Raw genomic sequence first — 20,735 nt, 5'->3', positions numbered from 1 at the left:
GCGGCCCGCTTTCAGCGTCCGATGATCCGTGGCTATGATCGGTGGCGTTGAACCGGGCAATGAGGCCCGAGAGCAGGGAGGGAAGCGCCCAATGAATGCGCGCACATTCGTCATCATCAAGCCCGACGCGTATGCGGCCGGTCAGGTAGGAAACGTGCTCACCCGCTACGAGAGCGCCGGTATGCGGATCCTGGCCATGGATCTGCGCAAGATCGAGCCCGAGTTCGCGGACCGGCACTACTCGGAGCATGTCGGCAGGGACTATTACCCTGGGCTCCGGGATTTCATGACGGAGGGACCGCTGGTGGCAGTCGTGTTGGAGGGTGAAGACGCGGTGGGTCGGGTCAGGGCGCTCAACGGTGCCACCGATCCTGCCAAGGCCGCGGCGGGGACGATCCGCGCGGATTTCGCCGAGTCCATGGGGCGCAATGCGGTACACGCCTCCGATTCGCAGGCGTCGGCTGAGGCGGAGATCGACCTCTGGTTCCCCGTTCTGTGACCCAGGATCGACCGGAGCTCATCCCGCCCTCGGAAGCAGCGGATCCCGGGTCCGCTCCCGAAACAGGCAGCGGGGAGGCCCAACGCGGGCAGTGGGCTCCGCCGTCGATTCCAGTACCGCAGCACCGGGCGCCCGGCGCCGGGACCCCCGGCTGGGATCAGTCGGCGCCGTGGGCTCCGCCGACGTATCCGCCGCCAGACGCCAACATCCGCCGTTCCCCGCTGCCTGGGGAACCGACCAGCTATCCGCAGTTCTGGCGCCCAGCCACCCGCGGTCTGCCGATCGCGGCCTCGCTCCTCATGGGGGCCATCTTTCTTGTGGTAACCACGGTGGTCGTGGCGGTGGCCATCCTCGCCAGCGGCACGGACGATCTCACCGCGATCGTGGCAGGCGAGTTCACCCCTGGGGTGGTGCTCGCAAACAGTGTCGCGATCGCTCTGGTGCTTCCGTTCTCGTTCCTGGTCGCAAGGATCACCGGGCAACGGCCCGGGTATCTCTCGTCTGTGGTCGGCAGGTTCCGATGGGGGTTCTTCTGGAAGTGCGTGGCGGTCGCCGCTGCCGTCCTGCTCGTCTACATGGGCGTGCCGATCCTCTTCACGGGAGTAGGTGACCTCGGGCTGGCGGTTCGGGACTACTCATGGTGGCTCCTCATCGGGCTGTTGCTGGTGACGCCGTTCCAGGCGGCCGCAGAGGAGTACCTCCTGAGGGGGTTCGTGTACCGCACAGTCGGCTCCTGGTTCGCGGCCCCGATGGTCGCGGCCGTCGTCGGTGGCCTGGTCAACTCCCTGATCTTCGCCGCGATCCACCTCTCAACCGACCCCTGGCTGAACCTGACCTACTTCTCGATCGGCGCGATCGCCAGCTACCTCGTGTGGCGCACCGGCGGGCTCGAGGCGGCGGTCGCGCTGCACATTGTCAACAACATGATCGGGATGGGGCTGCTGCCCTTCCAGGATCTGGCCACCCAGTTCGACCGCTCAGCCGGCGCAGCCGGGGCGGAGGTGCTGCTGCAACTTTTGGCCTTCGCGGTCAGCGCGTGGCTCATCGTCCTTGTCGCGAAACGGTCTCGTGTCGCGCGGCTCGGCCCGGAACGGCCCACGGTGAATCCGGAGATGGTGTAGCGCACGACCTATGGCGCGGCCGACGTCATCAACGACGAAGGCGGGACCGGCGCGGCAGTATTCACCGCCCCAGAGCTGCCCGAAGGCGAGACCCGCGTCATCTTCGAGCGCCTGGAGCAGTGGATCGCTGGTCAGGGCGGACGGTCGAGCGCAGCGGCTCAGAGATGTGATGGTTGAGCGGTAGATAGCGTGCCGAAACTCCCACCGAAACCCATTCCAACCGAAACTTGCCGTAGATCCTTTTCGGCTGACTCGCGTACGATGGGAGAGTCCACAGAACGGAGCAGATCATGACCAGCGTCAGGCGTCCTCCATCCACCCAGGCCGCCGTCGAGGAACCTCTCGCGTTTCAGGGTGAGCTGCTCAGCGTCACCGCGTTGCTGGCGCGATCGTTGGCTGAGCCTGATCAGGTCAGCGCCGATCGAAGCTTGCGCCACGATGCAGCCTCCAATGCAGTGTTCGGTCGGTTGCTGCTTGCCGAGGGCGAAGAGCTAGCTGAGGTGTGGCGACTGGCTGTGCTGCAGACCCTCGACGACTACAGCTCAGCGCTGAAGCGTGGGGGAGTGGAGCTGGCGCAGTGCGTGTTCCACCACGAGCCGGCCTTGACGGGCTCGGCCGAGATCGACGCGGCCTTTGCTGGGTTGGCTGAGTATCTGGCTGATCGCGATGGCTGGGTAGCGCCGGAGTGGACGTCCGCAGCGGCGACCGTGGCGCGGTGGTACCCCGGCGTGCCGAGGATCTTCCGTGAAGATGCCGACCGGGAGAGCCCGCCGGCGTTTCGCCGGCGCGGGATCTTCATCACCGACTCGTCGCTCGCTCGAGCATGAGCAGCGACAACATCGAGCTCGGCTCTGAACAGCTGCGTGGGCTGTTCGAGGAACTCTCGGAAAGTCTGAGAGCACGCGACCTTCAGGCGCAGCTGTTCGTCGTAGGCGGGGCCGCGATGGCGCTGGCCTATGACGATCGCCGCATGACCCGCGACGTCGACGCCGTTTTCGTCCCAGCACGGGAGGTTCGTGAGATCGCGGCCGAGGTGGGGCAGCGCCACGACCTCGACCCGGACTGGCTCAACGACGCCGCGAAGGGTTTCATGCCCGCGGTGGAGGACACGCCCCAGACTGTCTATGAGTCCGAGAGCTTGGTTGTGCAGGTTCCCTCCGCAGAGTTCCTCCTGGCGATGAAGCTCCACGCCTCGCGTGCCGATCGGGACCTCGACGACGCCGCGGTGCTCTTCGTCAAGGCCGGCTATCGCACGCCGGAGCAAGGCATGGATCTCCTGGCTCGGAGCTACCCGCCATCACGCCTTCTCCCGAAGCACACCTACGCGGTGGCGGAGGTAGCGCAGCGTGCAGCTGCTCTGAGGGCGACTCAGCAGGAGGCCGCCGGTCAGGAGCAAGCGCTCCGCGCACGTCGCCCCGCTCTGCAGGTGATCCGCGAGACAATTCGGCAGATCGAGCAGCGCAACGACCTCACCGGTGACCAGCCCCGCCACAGAGGGCCCGAGCCGGAGATTCGCGGCCGTGACGAGTTGGGGCGTGAGTTGTGACGAAGATCGGATACGCCCGGGTCGGTACCCGGGAGCAGAACCCGCAGGCACAGGAGGCCCAGCTGCGCGCGGCCGGGGCGCAGCGGGTGTTCGTCGACCAGGGCGAGTCGAGCAGGCGCTCTGATCGGCCGCAGTGGTTGGCGTGCCTGGACTACCTACGTCCCGGGGATCAGCTGTTGATCCGGGCGTTGGATCGGATCGCCGGTACGGAAGTCATGGCGATCGAGATCCTGCATGACCTGGGTCGGCGTGGTGTCAGCGTGAAGAGCCTGACAGAGCCGGCCTTGGATGTGGACACGTCGACGCCTGCCGGTCAGGCGTTCGTGGGGATCATGGCGGTGTTTGCTCAGTTCCGGGTGGACCAGATTCGTGCCAACACGAAACGAGGCCTTGAGTATGCGCGGGCGCAAGGTCGGGTTGGTGGCCGACCTACCGTGATGACGCCGGAACGAGTGGAGCAGGCGAAACGGATGCGTGAGGAGGGGGCGAGCATCAGCTACATCGCCAAGGTCCTCGACGTTGGAGCAAGCTCCGTCTCCCGCGCGCTGCGTCAATGCAGTTCTTCGGCCACCTAGACGTGACGACGCCGCCAACATCGGCACGAGCTCGAAGGTGCGACTGCCGGCCGTATAGCCTCGCTCAGCGGGGCTCATCGGTTCAGCATCAAATGCGCGGGCCTCGCGTCCCCACGCCTCGAGCGCGAACGGCTCAAACCCTCGAGGACCGTTTCGAATCGGAACGTGGGGACGAACCACCCGTTGACCCATTGGTCGAGTTCAGTCGATGGGGTGGGCCACACCATCCACGGTCGCCGCTCGACCCCGACGAGGCGCTCGCTGAGGTCCTCGACGGTGGCCGCGAGCGCGGCCAGCAGCGCGAGCAGTTCACCTTTGTCTTCACTCTGAGGCGAGGCTGGTTCCGCCGGCGGGGGCACGGGAAGGTTCCCGGGGAGCCGACGGTGGTGGGGGCGGTAGTCTCCCGGATAGTCTGGACGACGCTCGCTGAACTGGAGGTTCCACATGACGACGGACGCGCTGCCGCTGCACTCGGTGTTCGACCGGCTCGAGCCCCTGCTCGCCCGGGTGAACAAGCCGATCCAATACGTCGGCGGTGAACACAACAGCGTCGTCAAGGACTGGGAAGCCGTCGACGTGCGCTGGTGCCTCTCCTATCCCGACGCCTATGAGGTCGGCCAACCCAACCAAGGGGTGGCGATCCTGTACGAGGTGCTCAACGAACGCGACTGGATCCTCGCCGAGCGCACCTACTCGGTGTGGCCGGACATGGAGGCGCTGATGCGGGAACACTCCATCCCGCAGTTCACCCTCGACGCGCATCGCCCGGTCGGCAGGTTCGACGTGCTCGGCGTCTCCTTCTCGACCGAGCTGGGTTACACCAACCTGCTCAACCTGATCGACCTGGCTCAGTTGAGCCTGCACGCCGCCGACCGCGGGGAAGACGAGCCCCTCGTGATTGCGGGCGGTCACGCCGCGTTCAACCCGGAACCGATAGCGGACTTCATCGACGTCGCGGTGCTCGGCGACGGCGAGGAGGCTTCGCTTCTCATCTCCGACATCATCCGGGAATGGAAGGTGGAAGGTCGGGAGGGGGGCCGTGACGGGCTGCTCATGCGGCTGGCGTTGACCGGGGCCTTCTATGTGCCGCGGTTCTACGACGTCGACTATCTGGGCGACGGGCGGATCCAGCGCGTGGCACCGAACCGGGCAGGGGTTCCGCACCAGGTGCGCAAACACACGCTCATGGATCTCGATCAGTGGCCCTATCCCAAGAAGCCCATCGTTCCGATGGCGGAGACCGTGCACGAGCGCTACTCCGTCGAGATCTTTCGCGGCTGCACCCGGGGTTGCCGGTTCTGCCAGGCGGGCATGATCACGCGCCCGGTCCGCGAACGCAACATCGAAACCATCGGCGCCATGGTGCAGGGCGGGCTGAAGGCGACCGGGCTGGAAGAGATCGGCCTGCTTTCGCTGAGTTCGGCCGACCACTCCGAGATCGCGGAGGTCACCCGCCAACTCGCCGACCGGTACGAGGGCACCAACGTGTCACTCTCGTTGCCGTCGACCCGCGTCGACGCGTTCAACATCGACCTGGCCAACGAACTGAGCCGCAACGGTCGCCGCTCCGGGTTGACGTTCGCTCCCGAGGGCGGCTCGGAACGGATGCGCAAGGTGATCAACAAGATGGTCACCGAGGATGACCTGATCGACACCGTCGCCGCCGCGTTCTCGTCTGGCTGGCGTCAGGTAAAGCTGTACTTCATGTGCGGGCTCCCGACAGAGACCGACGAAGACGTGCTCGCCATCGCCAACCTGGCGACCCGCGTGATCGAGACCGGCCGTCGGGCCTCAGGCACCCGCGACATCCGCTGCACGGTGTCCATCGGTGGTTTCGTGCCGAAGCCACACACCCCGTTCCAGTGGGCGGCGCAGGCCAGCGCCGAAACGATCGACCACCGGCTGATGCTGCTGAAGGAGACGATCCGGCAGGATCGCAACTACGGCAAGGCCATCGGCATGCGGTACCACGACGGGAAACCGGGCATCATCGAGGGCCTCCTGTCGCGCGGCGACCGCCGCGTCGGTCGCGTCATCGAGCGGGTGTGGCGTGAGGGCGGCAAGTTCGACGGCTGGAGCGAGCACTTCAGCTACGAGAGATGGACAACGGCCGCCAACGAGGAACTGGCCCGGTTCGGGATCGACCTCGATTGGTTCACCACCCGCGAGCGGGGCTACGAGGAGGTCCTGCCTTGGGATCATCTCGATGCCGGCCTCGACCGTGATTGGCTGTGGGAGGACTGGCAGGACGCGATCGACGAGCGCGAGGTCGAGGATTGCCGCTGGACGCCATGTTACGACTGCGGTGTGTGCCCGCAGATGGACACCGAGATCCAGATCGGCCCGACCGGCCGCGTCCTGTTGCCGCTCACCGTGGTTGGCCCGGATCTGGCCTGACGCCCCGTCCGCAGGTGGAGTCCGGCACTGCCCGTCTCGCGGTTCGGGCAGCAGGTAGGCTGTGCATCCGTGGCTGACCTTGGATTTGATCGCGAGCGGTACCTCGCTCTTCAGTCGGAGCACATCAACGAGCGCCGGGCGCGCTTCGGTGGCAAGCTCTATCTCGAGTTCGGGGGCAAGCTGTTCGACGATCACCACGCTTCGAGGGTGCTTCCCGGGTTCACCCCGGACAACAAGATCCAGATGCTCGAGACGATGAAGGACGACGTCGAGATCGTCATCGCCGTCTCGGCGGTCGACCTGGCCAGGAACAAGGTGCGGGCCGACCTCGGCATCCCCTACGAGGCCGACGTGCTTCGGCTCATCGATGAGTTCCGCTCCTACGGCCTGTTCGTCGGGAGCGTCGTGATCACCCAGATGACCGACGAGCACCGCCAGGCCCGCGCGTTCAAACGCAAGCTGGAGCGGCTCGGTCTCAAGGTCTACCGGCACTACCCGATCAAGGGCTACCCGAACGATGTGGTGCTCATCATGAGCGAGGCCGGCTACGGTCGCAACGAGTACATCGAGACCGAGCGTGACGTCGTCGTCGTCACGGCTCCCGGGCCGGGCAGCGGGAAGATGGCGACCTGCCTTTCGCAGCTGTATCACGACCATCAGCGGTCGATCTCGTCGGGATACGCAAAATTCGAGACGTTCCCGATCTGGAATCTGCCCCTCGATCATCCCGTCAACCTGGCCTACGAGGCGGCCACCGCCGACCTTGACGACGTGAACATGATCGACCCGTACCACCTGGCCGCCTACGGCGAGCAGTGCGTCAACTACAACCGCGACGTGGAGATCTTCCCGGTCCTGAAGCTGCTGCTGGAACGGCTGACCGGCAGTTCCCCCTACCAGTCTCCGACGGACATGGGCGTCAACATGGCGGGCGTGTGCATCTCGGACGACGAGGTGTGCCGGGCCGCCGCCAAGCAGGAGATCATCAGGCGCTACTTCAAAGCTTTGGTGGCCGAGCGGCGAGACGAGCTTGAGCCGACGGTCTCCGACCGGATCGCCCTCACGATGAGCCAGGTCGGCATCACCAGGGGCGACCGTCCTGTCGTCGGCCCTGCGCTGGAGCTCGAACGCAAGACGAAGGCGCCCGCGGCCGCGATCAAGCTGGCCGACGGACGCATCGTCACGGGCAAGACGTCGCCGCTGCTCGGCGCCTGTTCGGCCATGCTGCTCGACGCGCTCAAGGCGCTCGCGGGAATCGACGACAAGGTCAGGCTGCTGGCCCCGGAGAGCATCGAACCGATCCAGACGCTGAAGACCGAGCACCTTGGCAGCGCCAACCCGCGTCTGCACACCGACGAGGTGCTGATCGCGCTCTCGGTCAGCGCCAACTTCGACGAACACGCGAGGGTTGCGCTAGACCAGTTGCGAGAGCTGCGGGGCTGCGACGTGCACAGCTCGGTGATCCTCGGCTCGGTCGACGAGGGGATCCTGCGGAACCTCGGGATCAACGTCACCTCCGAGCCCGTCTACCAGTCGAAGAAGCTCTACAAGAAGCGCTGACCGGTTGCAGGGGTGAGTGTTTCAGCCACTTCCGAGTCGTGGAGAACATCGACACCAGCGACATGGCGCAGGTGGGAGGTCGCTGACTAACCACCCGACGACGCCGGTGGCGACGAGAACCTCGGGTAAGACCGCGTCGACGGCGCCGCTCGGTGCGGTCTTGACGTTGAGCACTATCCCGGGGTCGATGGCCCAAAAGGCCTGTTTTCACGTTCAAGTTCCCAACGAACCCTGGATAGTGCTCAAAGCCCGACGTGACCACAGCCCCGACGCGGCCAGGGAAGTGCGCTTGCGCGCGTTCGAAATCCTGGCCGACGCGTTGCTCTAGCCCGCTCTGGCCGGCTTTAGCCCTGCAACAGCCCGCGGCTCACCGCAGTCGCCAGAGAAGGAGTCAGTGGCAGACGCGGGATCAGCGTCGCCTGCACAGCGTGGTACAAGTCCGGCTTCCCCGGCCAGACGGTGTCCGTCGGCCGGTTCTGGGGATCGAGCTGGTGGAACCAGGAGCCGTCGAAACGGTCGATGAAGCAGGTTTCGGCGTGGTCCCACCAGCGCGCGTAGTCGGACGCGAACCGCTCATCGCCGGTGGCGCTGTAGAGGGCGGCAGCCGCGCCGATCGCTTCTGCCGCGACCCAGTGCATCCGGTCACGCGTCACCGGGGTCCCGTCCCAGCCTGTGGTGTAGACGAATCCTTCCTTGCCGTCGGCGGCCCACCCATCGGCGACCGCCCGGTCGTACAGCGAGACGGCCGCGTCGACCCAACCGGCCTCCGTGTCGCCGAGTGCAGCCTGCAGGTGCAGGAACAGCCGTGCCCACTCGAGCCCGTGCCCGACGGTGGCCCCGTACGGGCGGAATGGATCGTCGGGGCGGTCGACGTTGTATTCGAGCTGGGGCACCCAGTCCTCATCGAAGTGCTCCGGGAGCCGCCACTGGTTTGCCTCGGCCTGCGAACGGGCGAACCGCGCGATTCGTTCCGCGCGGCGCAGCCAGGCGACATCGCCGGTGACATCGGCAGCGGCGAGGAACGCTTCGACGGAGTGCATGTTCGCGTTGATGCCACGGTACGGGTCGACCGAGTCGAAGCTGGGGGAGACGGCGTCGACCATCAGGCCGTGCTCCTCGTCCCAGAACCGCTCCATGATGGTGTCGAGCGCGTCATCCAGCAGCTGGCGGGCGCCGTCCAGGCCAGCGAGCGTTGCGGAACTCGAAGCCAACACGACGAAGGCATGGTCGTAGGCCTCCTTGGCGCCCTGTTGACGCGCGTCATGGAACCAGCCGCCGTGCGTGGCGTCGCGTAGCGGCCCGAGCGCCAGAGCGTCGACGGCGCCTTGCGCCAGGACTTGTGATCCCGGGCGACCGAGCAGGACGCCGAGCGAGTACACGTGGGCCGTGCGGCAGGTGATCCAAGTCTCAACCGGGTGGGACTCGTCGGGAAGCCCGGACCCGTCCAGCCAGGCGGCTCCCTTCCCGGGGACGATGGCGCGGACGCCGAAGCCGAGCAGACGTTGGGTCTCGGATTGGAGCCACGTCAGGTGTTGGGGGAGCCGGGGCCAGGGCAGCATTTCTGGACTTCCTTCGTGGGGCCGGCCCGCGTTGAGCGGGCGACAATGGTGGCGTGGCCTCACTCTAGTGGCCCGTCGCGCCCAATTGCACGGGTATGGCGCGTCATTCGGGCGACTGACTTCGTTGTCGTCGGTCGACGTTGGACACCGGTGCGTGACCCTTCAGCCCACCCCGGAAGCGTCACAGGCCGGCGCTGTGGGGCGGCTAGACTCCGCTCGTGGGAAACCGACAGCCACCAGTCCAGCAGGCACCGCCAGCGCAGAAGTTGCGCCTCAGGTACGCGAAGCGTGGGCCAGCCCGGTTCACCTCACACCGCGACTTCGGCCGGGCCCTTGAGAGGGCGCTTCGGCGTGCGGAGATTCCCATGGCCTACTCATCTGGCTTCTCGCCCCACCCGCGCATCTCGTATGCGAACGCGGCTCCCACCTCGGCCGCCTCCGAGGCTGAGTACGTCGAGTTGGGCCTCAAGGAGGTCTGCGCCCCGGCAAAGGTCAGGAACGCCCTCAATGAGGTCCTCCCACACGGTTTCGTGGTGTTGGACGCCGCCGATGCGGTAGCCGAATCCCTCGGCGATCTCCTCCAAGCCTCCGATTGGGTGCTGAAAATCGCCCAGACGCCGACCGGGGTGCTGACGGATGTGGTCGCGGCTCTGCTTGATCAGGAGACGTTCACGGTCGAGCGGATGACCAAGAGCGGCATGCGGACGTTCGACGTGCGCTCAGCGGTGATCCATCTCGAGGCCAGGGACGACGAGACGCTGGTCCTGCGGTGCCTGCACCAGACGCCGTTGGTGAGACCCGACGATGTGGTTTCCGCGCTGAGGAAGATCGATGCCCGGGTGCCGTCCCAGGCGCTGCTGACGAGGGTCGCACAGGGGCCCCTGCGCAATGGTGAGATCGGCGACCCGCTGCGCTGAGCAGGCCTGAGCGACGGAGAAATATCCCCATTCTTTGGTGCCTGTGCGATAATGGCGAACAGGTCACGGCACCGCCGGTGCCAAACCGTGTGCAGCGGGCTGCACCGCGGCAATCATGCCGCGACTGCCCGTAGCTTCGGCCGACCTTCTGTCTTAGTGCACAACCCCGGTTGTGCCCGTCCGCGCTACGCGCGTAAGGAGCCGCATGCTCGACAACGAGATCGCCAGCGAGTCCAACGAACCCACAGAATCCAAGCCGGTGACGCGCCGACGCCGCACCGCCTCGCGACCGGCAGGATCGCCCGCCCCTGAATCGACCACCCCTACCGAGGAGGGGGCGACGACCGACATCACGCCCAAGCGCCGACGCGCCGACACCGCCACCACGGAGGCCACCACCCGCCGCCGCAAGGTCCCGGTCGAGGCTGCCGAGGCGGAAGGTACGAATGAGACCGTGGTGCCCAACGACGGGTCCGCGGAGCCTGCCGATGGCCAACAGGCCCCTGAGAAGCCCGTTCGCCGCCGTGCGACACGCAAGACCGCCGCTCCCGCGGTTGCGGAAGCCGACGAGGGTGAGGTAGATGCCGGCGGGGCCGCTGCTGCCAAGGCCCCGGCCAAGAATCGGCGCAGCCCCGCCAAGCAGAAGCCGGCAGCTGTGGAGGAGCCCGGCGCATCGGAGCCCGAGACCCCGACGGTTGAGGAATCCTCGGATGAGGTCGCTCCCGCGGACGCCGATGAGGTCACTTCCAGCCCTGCGCCTGACGCTCCCTCGGCGGCGCCGGAGGTACCCGTGCGGCGACGCCGCGCGACCCGCCCGACCGCCGCCCCTGAACCGGTCGAGCCCCGGGCGATCGCAGCCACGCCGGTCCAGTCGGCCATCGTGGCCGCCCCGACCCAGTCGTCGATCGAGTCCGCTCCTCAGTTCGCCGCTATCGAGGCGCCCGTCGTGGAGGTGAAGGCGGAACCTGTCGCTCAGCCTCCCGCCCGCCGTCGTCGAGCGACCCGGGCCGCCGCGGCACCCGAGCATGTCGACGCTCCCGTGGCCGCTCAGCCGCTCGATGAGGCGACACCGGAAGAGGAACCGCTCGAAGAGGACACGACCACAGCGGACACGGCCACAGAGAACCAGCAGGTGTCCGACGCGCAGGCTGTCGAGCAGCCCAGGTCACGGCGTCGACGCGCGACCCGCAAGGCCGCTGCCCCCGAACCGCACACCCCTGACGAGACCGACGATCCCATCGGCGCCGCGCTAAAGGCCGCCGAGGACATCGCGGAGGCGCGCAAGGCGGTGCAGGCCGACCCCTTCATCACGAAGGAGGCCCGCGACGCCGAACTGGCCGCCCTTGCGGGAGCCATCGCCGCCGGTGAGGATTCCGACGAGGGACACGACACACCCGAAACCGACCCCGAGCCTATCGGTGACGAGGCTGCCGCGCAGCACGGGGACGGCGAGGCCGACACGGATGAGCCTTCGGGTGAGGAACCCGACGCCGAGTCTGACGACGAGCGTCCGGCCCGTCGCCGCCGCCGCCGCGGAGGTCGTCGCCGTCGTCGCTCTGATTCCCGGGACGAGGACTCCGACGATGAAGCAGACGAGGACTCCGGTGAGGAACCGCCAGCCGAAGGAGCCGGTGAGAACACCTCGGAGGGCGATTCCGGCAGCGCTGATTCCAACGAGGACGATTCCGATGCCGATGAGAACGGCTCGACCACGCGTCGCCGTCGCCGTCGCCGTCGCAGGGGCGAAAACGACAAGGAAGGCTCCTCCGACGGCGAGGTGACCGGCATCGAGGGCTCCACCCGGATGGAGGCGAAGCGTCAGCGGCGCAAGGAATCGCGTGCCGCGGGGCGCCGTCGTGTACCGATCCTCAGCGAGGCCGAGTTCCTGGCCAGGCGTGAGGCGGTCGACCGGAAGCTGATCATCCGGCAATCCGAGGATTACACCCAGCTGGTTGTGATCGAGGACGACATCCTCGTCGAGCACTACGTCGACAAGCCATCGGCCGCGTCGCTGATCGGCAACATCTACCTCGGCAAGGTCCAAAACGTGCTGCCGAGCATGGAAGCGGCCTTCATCGACATTGGTCGCGGACGGAACGCGGTGCTCTATGCCGGCGAGGTTGACTGGGCCTCCTTCGGAGCGACCGGGGAGAATCGCAAGGTCGAGAACGTGCTGAAGTCCGGGCAGAGCGTCCTCGTGCAGGTGACGAAGGACCCGGTCGGCGCGAAGGGTGCCCGCCTGACGGCGCACATCTCACTGCCGGGCCGCTACATCGTCTACTCGCCGGGAGGACACCTGAGCGGTATCTCCCGCAAGCTGCCCGACATTGAGCGCAACCGCCTGCGCAGCGTGCTGAGCGGGCTGATCTCCGATGACGAGTCGGTTATCGTCCGCACCGCCGCTGAAGGCGTCGCGGAGGACGAACTCGTCCGTGACGTGAACCGCCTTAAGGCGCAGTGGGAGGTCATCGAGAAGAAGTCGAAGCAGGGTGGCGCCCCGCAGGCGCTCTACGCCGAGCCTGACCTGACGCTACGGATCGTGCGCGACCTGTTCACAGAGGACTTCGGACACCTGATCGTCCAGGGCAACGGCGAGCAGGACGACGCGTTCGACGCGATCTCGGCCTACGTCGGCCATGTCGCCCCGCATCTGGCCGATCGGGTGGAGCGGTTCGAGGTCGGCGAGAACGGCAAGGACGTGTTCGCGAAGTTCCGCGTCGATGAGCAGATCGCCAAGGCGCTCGACAGGAAGGTCTACCTCCCCTCGGGAGGCTCCCTGGTGATCGACCGCACCGAGGCGATGACGGTGATCGACGTCAACACCGGCCGGTTTACCGGGTCGGCAGGCAACCTCGAGGCGACCGTGACCAGCAACAACCTTGAGGCGGCCGAGGAGATCGTGCGCCAACTGCGGTTGCGTGACCTCGGCGGCATCATCGTGATCGACTTCATCGACATGGTGCTTCCGAGCAACCGTGACCTGCTGCTGCGTCGCCTGGTCGAGTGCCTGGCCCGCGACCGGACGCGCCACCAGGTCGCCGAGGTGACCAGCCTCGGGCTGGTGCAGTTGACCCGGAAGCGGATCGGCACCGGCCTCGCGGAGGCGTTCACCGAGCCCTGCGAGCATTGCCACGGCGCCGGCTACCTGCGATTCGACGACCCGGTCGACTCGCAGGCCCCCGCCGACGGCGGTGAACGCAAGTCGGGTAACCGGCGCCGCCGGAAGTGACGGGTTTGGCTGATCAGCCGAACGCGGGTTAAGATAATGCGGTTGTCTTCCTTCGGAAGGCACCCTGAACCAAACCTGGGCCGAGGGTCCGGGCACGAACTACGAGGAGATTCCAGTGGCTGCCAAGTGTGACGTCTGCGCCAAGGGACCTGGGTTCGGTCACAACGTGCCGTGGTCGAAGAAGAAGACCAACCGTCGCTGGAACCCGAACATTCAGCGCGTTCGCGCCACCATCAACGGTGTGCCGCAGCGTGTCAACGTGTGCACCTCCTGCCTCAAGGCAGGCAAGGTCTCACGCTGAGCCCCGCTCACAAGCAAACTGCGATCGGCGGTCCACCTCGGTGGGCCGCCGATTCCGTCTCCGCCCCTCCCCGCCGGGAACTCCTGTCGGTGTCCCTCGCTAAGGTTTAGCCATGGCGACCTGGCAAACCCCGATCTACCGCGAACTGGCCCGACGTCTGGTCGATGTCGTCGGCGGCAAGACCGCCGCAGAGTTCGCCAAACTGGGTCTCGTCACGGTCGACGACCTGGTCAGGCACGTGCCACGGCGCTACCTCTCGGGCACGGAGATGACGTCGTTCGGCCAGCTGAAGGTCGGCGAAGAGGTCGCGGTCATCGCAAGGGTCGTCAGCTCCGAGATCAGGTACAGCGGTGGCTCGGGCCGCGTGCAGGCCACCATCACCGACGGCGACGAGTACGTCTCGCTGTCGCTGTTCTCCGGCAACAGGCGCCACCTGGAGTTCTGGACCCGCCAGTTGTCTCCCGGCGCCCGTGGCATCTTCGTCGGACGCGTCGGCCAGTTCCAGCACCGGTTCCAGTTCACGCATCCCGACTTCGTCATCCTCGACGGCGCAAAGGTCACGGGCGGGAAGAACGCCACCGCCCGCCAGGCGATGCAGAGGCAGGTGCAGAGGGCGACGATGGTGGGGTTGTATCCCGCTTCGTCGAAGCTGCCGACGTGGGTGATCGCCGACTCGATCGAGATGGTGCTGCCGACGTTGCGTGGCGACACCCTGCCTGCCTGGATCGTCGAGCGCGCCGGGGTACTCCCCTTTGAGCACGCGCTCACCGCGGTCCACGAACCGACCTCGACCGATCAGGCCAAGGTCGGGGTCGACCGGCTCCGATTCGATGAGGCGTTCGGCATCCAGCTGGCCATGGCGCAGAAGCGGCGTGATGCCGGGGCCCAACCAGCCACCCCACGTCCCCGCCGCAAAGCAGGGATCCTGGACGCATTCGACGAACGGCTCCCCTTCATCCTGACCGCCGGCCAGATCGCGGCCTGCGAAACGATCTTCTCCGAACTCGCACGCACATCACCGATGAATCGGCTGCTGCAGGGGGAGGTCGGATCAGGCAAGACCGTCGTCGCGCTCCGGGCCATGCTCCGCACCGTCGACGCTGGAGGGCAGGCGGTGCTTCTTGCCCCGACGGAGGTGCTCGCAAAACAGCACTACCAGAGCATCACGAGCCTGCTCGGCGACCTGGGGGAGGGCAGGAAGCTCGGCGCGCACCCGGAGGCGACCGGCGTCGTGCTGCTCACCGGGAGCAGGTCGACGGCCGCAAAGCGCGAGGCCCTCAACGATATCGTCACCGGCGAGGCCGGTATCGTGATCGGTACGCACGCCCTGCTCAGCGACCCGGTCACCTTCTTCGACCTCGGCCTGGTGGTCATCGACGAGCAGCACCGCTTCGGTGTCGAGCAACGGGCGCTGCTCTCCGCAAAGGCCGAGAACAAGCCGCACACGCTGGTGATGACGGCCACCCCGATCCCCAGATCCATCGCGATGACGGTGTTCGGCGACCTTGAGGTCAGCGAACTGCGGGAACGGCCGGCCGGGCGGCAGAAGGTGCAGACGGTCTACGTCAACACCTTGCAGCACCCCAGTTGGGTCGACCGGGCCTGGGAACGCATCCGCGAGGAGGTCGCGGGCGGGCGGCAGGCGTTCGTGGTGTGTCCCGCGATCGCGGGCAACCAGGTTGAGGCCGGCATGGAGGCCGACGGGGAGCGTCAACTGGCGGCCGTCGAGGAGCTGGCCCCGCAACTTGCATCGGGGCCGCTGAGCGGGCTGCGGATCGCGGTGGTCCACGGCAGGCAGCCGGTGGCCGAACGCGACGACGCGATGGCGGCGTTCGTTGCAGGAAAGCTCGATGTGCTCGTTGCCACGACGGTGATCGAGGTCGGCGTCGACGTGCCCAACGCCTCGGTGATGGTCGTGATGGACGCCGACAGGTTCGGGCTCAGCCAGCTGCACCAGTTGCGGGGTCGCGTCGGTCGTGGCGTCCACGCAGGCCTGTGCCTGCTGTTGGCTCCGGTCGACGACAACGCCGACGCCGAGACCAGACTGGGCGCGATGGCATCGACAGACGACGGTTTCGAGTTGGCCGAGCTCGACCTCACGTTGCGCAGGGAGGGCGATGTCCTCGGCGCCAACCAGTCGGGGCGGGGAACGCTCAAACTGCTGCGTGCCCTCACCGATGCCGACGTGATCGCGCACGCCAAAGTGTTGGCGGAGGAGGTGCTGGACGACGAGCGATCGGCCGCAGATCCGCTGCTGGCCGACCTGATGACCAAGGCCGAGGAGCTGGCGGCCGGCGAATGGATGGAGAAGTCGTGAGCCGCATCATCTCCGGGTCAGCCAAAGGCCGCAGGCTTGCCACGCCCAAGGGGGATGCCACGCGGCCGACCACTGACCGCACCCGCGAGGCGCTGTTCTCGGCTCTGGTCAGTTGGTTCGACGCGACCGGTGCCGCCCCCGGAGAACAGCTGTCCGGGATAGCCGTGCTCGACCTGTTCGCAGGCTCGGGCGCGGTCGGCCTGGAGGCCGCGAGCAGGGGGGCCGACCCCGTCGTGCTGGTAGAGGCGGACCGACCGACCATGAAACTGATCGAGCACAACGCCCGCACCCTTGGGCTGCGGGCCGAGGTGCGGGCGGTGAAGGCGGACGTGGCGGCCTCGTCGCCCGGCCGACGTTTCGACCTCGTGTTCCTCGACCCGCCATACGACGTCGCGACCGACGCGATCGAGGACCTCCTCGTTGCGTTGAGCGTCTCCGCCGTCGCTCCGCGCGGCCTCGTGGTGGTCGAGAGGTCATCCAGGGATCGGGCGCCCTCCTGGCCTGCCGAGTTCACCGACACCTGGGAGCGGCGCTACGGGGAGACGACCCTCTATTACGGCTCGGTCGGCTGAGGCGAAGGGGTAGTCTCACCACAGTCGTCTCACAAGGAGTCACCGTGAAGGTCCTCTGTCCCGGCTCGTTCGATCCCATCACCGTCGGGCACCTCGACATCATCCGCCGCGCGCATGCGCTGTTCGGTGAGGTCGTCGTCGCCATCGGCAACAACTCCACGAAGAACTACCTCTTCGACTTCGACGAGCGGGTGGAGCTTGTGAAAGGCGCCACGTCGGACCTCGACGGCATCACCGTCGAGGCGATGGACGGCCTGCTGGTCGACTTCTGCCGTGAACGGGGGATCCGTGCGGTGGTGAAGGGCCTTCGTTTCGGGGCCGACTTCGACTTCGAGCTGCAGATGGCCCACATGAACCAGGAGATGGGCGACGTGGAGACGGTTCTGCTTCCGGCTGCCCGCGCCCATGTGACCCTCTCATCCACGATCATCCGACAGGTCGTCCGACTCGGTGGCGACGTCACCGGCTATGTTCCGGGCAACGTCCGGGCAGCGCTCGGACGCAAGTTCCCGCAGCCACGCTGAGTGGCCCGCCATGCAGCGGTTGACGGGCGTCCAGCGGCTCCTGCTGAGTTCACTCATCTTCGGTCTCTTCTTCGGCGCAGGGAACCTGATCTTCCCAGTCCAGCTGGGTCGGGCCGCCGGCGCCGCCTCACCCCTTGCGACGCTTGGCTTCCTGATCACCGCGGTCGGGCTCCCCGTCGCGGCCCTTGTGGCAGCGGCCCTCAGCGGCAGCCGGAGCGTTGCCGACGTCGTCGCCCCGGTGTCTCGGCGCTACTCGATCGGGTTCACCGTCCTGCTGTACCTCACCATCGGCCCGGCATTCGCGATCCCGAGGACGGCCACGGTCTCCTTCGAGGTCGGGGTACGCCCGCTCCTCCCAGCCGCCTCTGCGCGGCTTGGGCTGCTGCTGTTTACGGTGGTGTTCTTCGGGATCACCGGGTTCGTCGCGATGCGGCCGACGCGTCTGCTGGATTCGATCGGCCGTTACCTGACTCCGACCTTCCTGGTCCTGCTCGCGGCCCTTGTCGTCGGGGCCCTGGTCATGCCGATGAGCTCGGAGCTGGCTGAGCCGACCGGAGCATACGCGTCCGCGCCACTGACCACCGGCTTCCTGGACGGCTACAGCACCATGGACGCCCTCGCGGGGCTCGCCTTCGCCATCGTGGTCGTTGAGGCCCTGCACCGGCTCGGCGTCCAGGAGCGGGGGCGGGTCGCCGCCGAGATTGCCAGGGCCGGGCTGTTGGGTGGCATCGGCATCGCCGTGGTCTATGTCTCACTGGTGTATGTGGGAGCCACCAGCGTCGGCGCGGTTCCCGAAGCCGACAACGGCGGGGTGGTGCTGGCGGCGGTGAGTCGCCATCTGTTCGGCGTGCCGGGCCTCATGCTGATCGCGGGCATCGTTACTGTCGCATGTCTGAAGACCGCGATCGGCCTGATCGTGGCCTGCTCGGAGATGTTCGTCACGCTCACCGGCGGGCGTGTCGGATACCGGGCCTGGGCGCTGGGGTTCACGACCGTGTCGGCCGTGGTCGCCAACGCCGGGCTGGAGACCCTGATCGCCTATTCCGTTCCGGTCCTCATGCTGTTGTATCCCCTAGCGATCGTCGCCATCGCCATGGGGATCGCGTCGCGTTGGGTCGGTCACAAGCCGTATATCCACAGGGGTGTCACCGGGCTGACCGGGGTCGCCGCGCTGTTCGACCTCGTCAAGGCGCTGCCGGAACCGTTCGCCTCTCGGCCCTGGGCGAGGGTGCTGGTGGACTTCGCTGCCAGCTGGCTTCCCGGATACAACATCGGTTTCGGGTGGCTGGTTCCGGCGGTGGTGGGTCTGGTCCTCGGGGCGCTCCTGGAGAGATTTGGACGGCCACAGTTGTCACGGTAGAGTTGGCGGTCGGTCATGACGAGATTCATGGATGGTCTACAAAGGAGATCCGACGTGTCGCGCGTGCATTCCCATCCGGATCGGCGCTCACCCCTCATCCTCGAGGTGCATGAGCTCGGTCGAGGTGCGGGAGCATGTCAGCGCATCGACACGACGGTGCCTGCGCCGGCCGACATGGGCATCGAAGTGATCGGGGTACCGCAGGATTCCGACATTGAGCTCGACCTTTTGCTCCAGTCGGTCTCCGAAGGTGTCCTGGCTTCGGGAACAGCTACCGTGCAGTTGCACGGCCAGTGTGCCCGCTGCCTGGACAGCATCGAGGACGAGGAATCCTTCGATGTGCAGGAACTCTTCTTCTATCCCGGCAACGAGATGGACGATGACGAGAGCCTCGTCGTGGACGAGACGATCGACTTGGAAGTGGCCCTGCGTGACGCCGTGGTGCTCGAGTTGCCGTTCACGCCCCTGTGCAGGGAAGATTGCCTTGGTTTGTGCCCCGAATGCGGGTTCAACCTGAATGAGGACCCTGAGCACGGGCACGGTGAGAAGATCGACCCCCGGTGGTCGAAGCTTGCCGATCTGACCGGTGACACCCCAAACTGACTTTGAGTCGCTAGTCGAAAGACATAAGGAGAAGATCGTGGCCGTTCCGAAGCGGAGAATGTCGCGCAGCAATACCCGTTCGCGTCGGGCGCAGTGGAAGACGACCGTCGTCCCCACCGTGACCTGTGCAAACCCGGCGTGCCGTGAGCCCCACCTCCAGCACACCGCATGCCCCAGCTGTGGCCAGTACGGCCCGCGCGGAGAGCGTCGCCAGGTCCTCGAGGCCTGACCGGATCGCCACCGCGCCGAGTTCGCGGGTGAGTAGACTCCAAGACCGGCTGAATGAGCTGGGTGTCGAGGTAGACGCCCAGCTCTTCGAGCTGTCCTTCACGCATCGGAGTTTCGCCTACGAGAACGGTGCCATAGCCTCCAACGAGAGGCTGGAGTTCCTCGGGGACGCGGTACTCCAGATCGTCGTCACCGAACACATCTACCTCACATACCCCGACCTCAGTGAAGGGCAGCTCGCCAAGCTCCGAGCTAGCGTGGTCAGTGCCGTGGCGCTCGCTGAGGTCGCCCGCACCCTCGACCTGAGCGACCACCTGCGACTCGGTAAAGGCGAGGCCGCCACGAAGGGCACCCAGAAGGCGTCGATCCTCGCCGACACGATGGAGGCCGTGATCGGCGCCGTCCACCTCTCGGCGGGTACCGAAGGCTCGGCGCGGTTCGTGCACAGCGTCTTCGACCCACTGATCGCCAAGTCGGAGGCTTCGGGCGACTACGCCGATCACAAGACCGTGCTGCAGGAACTCTGCGCAGCCAGCGGCTGGGACGTGCCCCACTATGAGGTGGCAGGCACTGGGCCAGACCACCAACGCGTGTTCACCGCGGTGGTCATCGTCGACGGCTCGCCGCTGGGGGAGGGGATCGCGCCCAGCAAGAAGAGAGCAGAGCAGATCGCCGCACGGCAGGCCGTCGAGGTACTCACGGGTGCCTGAGCTGCCCGAGGTCGAGGTCGTCCGCCGTGGCCTCCAATCCCATGTGATCGGTCGCCGGATCGACGCCGTCACCGTGCTCCATCCCAGGCCGGTGCGCAGCCATCCGATCGGCGCAGATGCGTTCTCCGCTGATCTGGCTGGCCGCACCATCGACGACGTGCGCCGCAAGGGCAAGTACCTGTGGCTGGTGCTCGGCAGCGATGCGATGATCGTCCACCTTGGGATGAGCGGCCAGCTCCGCATCGGTGGCCCGGATGACGTGCTGCTGCGCAACACGAGGGTGCTGTTTGACCTCGACGGAGGCAGACAGCTCAGGTTCGTGGACCAGCGCATGTTCGGTGGCCTCGAAATCGTGCTCGGGGGAGCAGGTGACCCGGTCCCGCACATCGCGCTTGACCCCTTCGACCCCCGCTTCGACCAGTCGGCGGTGGCGCGTCGCATGCGGGCCAGGCACACCACCGTCAAACGCGCGATCCTCGATCAGCGGCTGATCAGCGGCGTGGGCAACATCTATGCCGACGAAGCATTGTGGCGCGCCAGAATCCACTTCGAGCAGCCCACGGCCGACCTCGGCCCTAGGAGGGCCGTCCAACTCATCCGGTCGGCCCATGAGGTCATGGCCGAGGCGCTCGAACAGGGCGGAACCTCGTTCGACTCGCTGTATGTCGACATCGACGGGGAGTCTGGCTACTTCGCCAGGAGCCTCAACGTCTATGG

At 66.8% G+C, this 20,735-nt stretch carries 19 protein-coding genes; 18 read left to right on the top strand and 1 reads right to left on the bottom strand.

Annotated features, from left to right (window positions below; all coding sequences use genetic code 11):
• The first annotated feature begins 91 nt into the window (after positions 1-91).
• The 7 genes from ndk to BUC15_RS02730 all read left to right on the top strand — a co-directional run bounded on the left by ndk (position 92) and on the right by BUC15_RS02730 (position 7,698).
• Positions 92-499 carry a nucleoside-diphosphate kinase gene (gene ndk, locus BUC15_RS02765; protein ID WP_073186083.1) on the top strand — a complete coding sequence of 136 codons (408 nt, stop codon included), beginning with the start codon at positions 92-94 and terminating at the stop codon, positions 497-499.
• Positions 496-1,620, top strand: coding sequence for a CPBP family intramembrane glutamic endopeptidase (locus BUC15_RS02760; RefSeq protein WP_084189310.1), 1,125 nt, complete (start codon positions 496-498; stop codon positions 1,618-1,620). The genes ndk and BUC15_RS02760 overlap by 4 nt, the downstream gene beginning before the upstream one ends.
• A 290-nt stretch (positions 1,621-1,910) precedes the next feature.
• A complete protein-coding gene (locus BUC15_RS02755; protein ID WP_073186030.1) occupies positions 1,911-2,447 on the top strand; it encodes a hypothetical protein in 537 nt (178 codons plus the stop codon).
• Positions 2,444-3,166, top strand: coding sequence for a DUF6036 family nucleotidyltransferase (locus BUC15_RS02750; RefSeq protein ID WP_073186029.1), 723 nt, complete (start codon positions 2,444-2,446; stop codon positions 3,164-3,166). Before BUC15_RS02755 ends, BUC15_RS02750 begins: the two co-directional genes overlap by 4 nt.
• Entirely contained in the window at positions 3,163-3,741 is a 579-nt protein-coding gene (locus BUC15_RS02745) for a recombinase family protein (RefSeq protein ID WP_073186028.1), read from the top strand. The genes BUC15_RS02750 and BUC15_RS02745 overlap by 4 nt, the downstream gene beginning before the upstream one ends.
• A 444-nt stretch (positions 3,742-4,185) precedes the next feature.
• Complete coding sequence (locus BUC15_RS02735; protein ID WP_175558225.1) at positions 4,186-6,138, top strand: TIGR03960 family B12-binding radical SAM protein; 1,953 nt, start codon at positions 4,186-4,188, stop codon at positions 6,136-6,138.
• Positions 6,139-6,207: 69 nt separating this feature from the next.
• A complete protein-coding gene (locus BUC15_RS02730; RefSeq protein WP_073186026.1) occupies positions 6,208-7,698 on the top strand; it encodes a DUF1846 domain-containing protein in 1,491 nt (496 codons plus the stop codon).
• Positions 7,699-8,042: 344 nt separating this feature from the next.
• Here the strand turns inward: BUC15_RS02730 and BUC15_RS02720 are convergent, their stop codons facing one another.
• Complete coding sequence (locus tag BUC15_RS02720) at positions 8,043-9,257, bottom strand: AGE family epimerase/isomerase (RefSeq protein WP_073186024.1); 1,215 nt, start codon at positions 9,255-9,257, stop codon at positions 8,043-8,045.
• Positions 9,258-9,475: 218 nt separating this feature from the next.
• On the opposite strand from BUC15_RS02720, the gene BUC15_RS02715 reads away from it, so the two are divergent.
• The 11 genes from BUC15_RS02715 to mutM all read left to right on the top strand — a co-directional run.
• Positions 9,476-10,174, top strand: a complete 699-nt coding sequence (locus BUC15_RS02715; RefSeq protein WP_073186023.1) for a TIGR03936 family radical SAM-associated protein — start codon at positions 9,476-9,478, stop codon at positions 10,172-10,174.
• A gap of 205 nt (positions 10,175-10,379) precedes the next feature.
• The gene (locus BUC15_RS02710; RefSeq protein WP_139280067.1) at positions 10,380-13,403 is read left to right on the top strand and encodes an Rne/Rng family ribonuclease; all 3,024 of its coding nucleotides are present in this window, start codon (positions 10,380-10,382) and stop codon (positions 13,401-13,403) included.
• 115 nt (positions 13,404-13,518) lie between these two features.
• A complete protein-coding gene (gene rpmB / locus BUC15_RS02705; protein WP_073186022.1) occupies positions 13,519-13,704 on the top strand; it encodes a 50S ribosomal protein L28 in 186 nt (61 codons plus the stop codon).
• Positions 13,705-13,816: 112 nt separating this feature from the next.
• Complete coding sequence (locus tag BUC15_RS02700) at positions 13,817-16,021, top strand: ATP-dependent DNA helicase RecG (RefSeq protein WP_073186021.1); 2,205 nt, start codon at positions 13,817-13,819, stop codon at positions 16,019-16,021.
• Positions 16,018-16,593, top strand: coding sequence for a 16S rRNA (guanine(966)-N(2))-methyltransferase RsmD (gene rsmD, locus BUC15_RS02695; RefSeq protein ID WP_073186020.1), 576 nt, complete (start codon positions 16,018-16,020; stop codon positions 16,591-16,593). Before BUC15_RS02700 ends, rsmD begins: the two co-directional genes overlap by 4 nt.
• Before the next feature lie 44 nt (positions 16,594-16,637).
• Positions 16,638-17,117, top strand: coding sequence for a pantetheine-phosphate adenylyltransferase (gene coaD, locus BUC15_RS02690; RefSeq protein WP_073186019.1), 480 nt, complete (start codon positions 16,638-16,640; stop codon positions 17,115-17,117).
• Between the two features lie 10 nt (positions 17,118-17,127).
• A complete protein-coding gene (brnQ, locus tag BUC15_RS02685; protein WP_073186018.1) occupies positions 17,128-18,477 on the top strand; it encodes a branched-chain amino acid transport system II carrier protein in 1,350 nt (449 codons plus the stop codon).
• A 54-nt stretch (positions 18,478-18,531) separates the two neighbouring features.
• On the top strand, positions 18,532-19,080 hold the full coding sequence (locus BUC15_RS02680; RefSeq protein WP_073186017.1) for a YceD family protein: 549 nt from the start codon (positions 18,532-18,534) through the stop codon (positions 19,078-19,080).
• Positions 19,081-19,117: 37 nt separating this feature from the next.
• Complete coding sequence (gene rpmF / locus BUC15_RS02675; RefSeq protein WP_073186016.1) at positions 19,118-19,309, top strand: 50S ribosomal protein L32; 192 nt, start codon at positions 19,118-19,120, stop codon at positions 19,307-19,309.
• A complete protein-coding gene (gene rnc, locus BUC15_RS02670; protein ID WP_073186015.1) occupies positions 19,260-20,018 on the top strand; it encodes a ribonuclease III in 759 nt (252 codons plus the stop codon). The genes rpmF and rnc overlap by 50 nt, the downstream gene beginning before the upstream one ends.
• On the top strand, positions 20,011-20,735 hold a 725-nt coding region (gene mutM / locus BUC15_RS02665), incomplete at its 3' end, for a bifunctional DNA-formamidopyrimidine glycosylase/DNA-(apurinic or apyrimidinic site) lyase (RefSeq protein ID WP_073186081.1). The genes rnc and mutM, both read left to right, overlap by 8 nt.

Source organism: Tessaracoccus bendigoensis DSM 12906 (assembly GCF_900141915.1).
Lineage (GTDB): Bacteria > Actinomycetota > Actinomycetes > Propionibacteriales > Propionibacteriaceae > Arachnia > Arachnia bendigoensis.
Note: the sequence above shows the minus strand (reverse complement) of the source record. Positions and strands in the feature narration are given on the sequence as shown.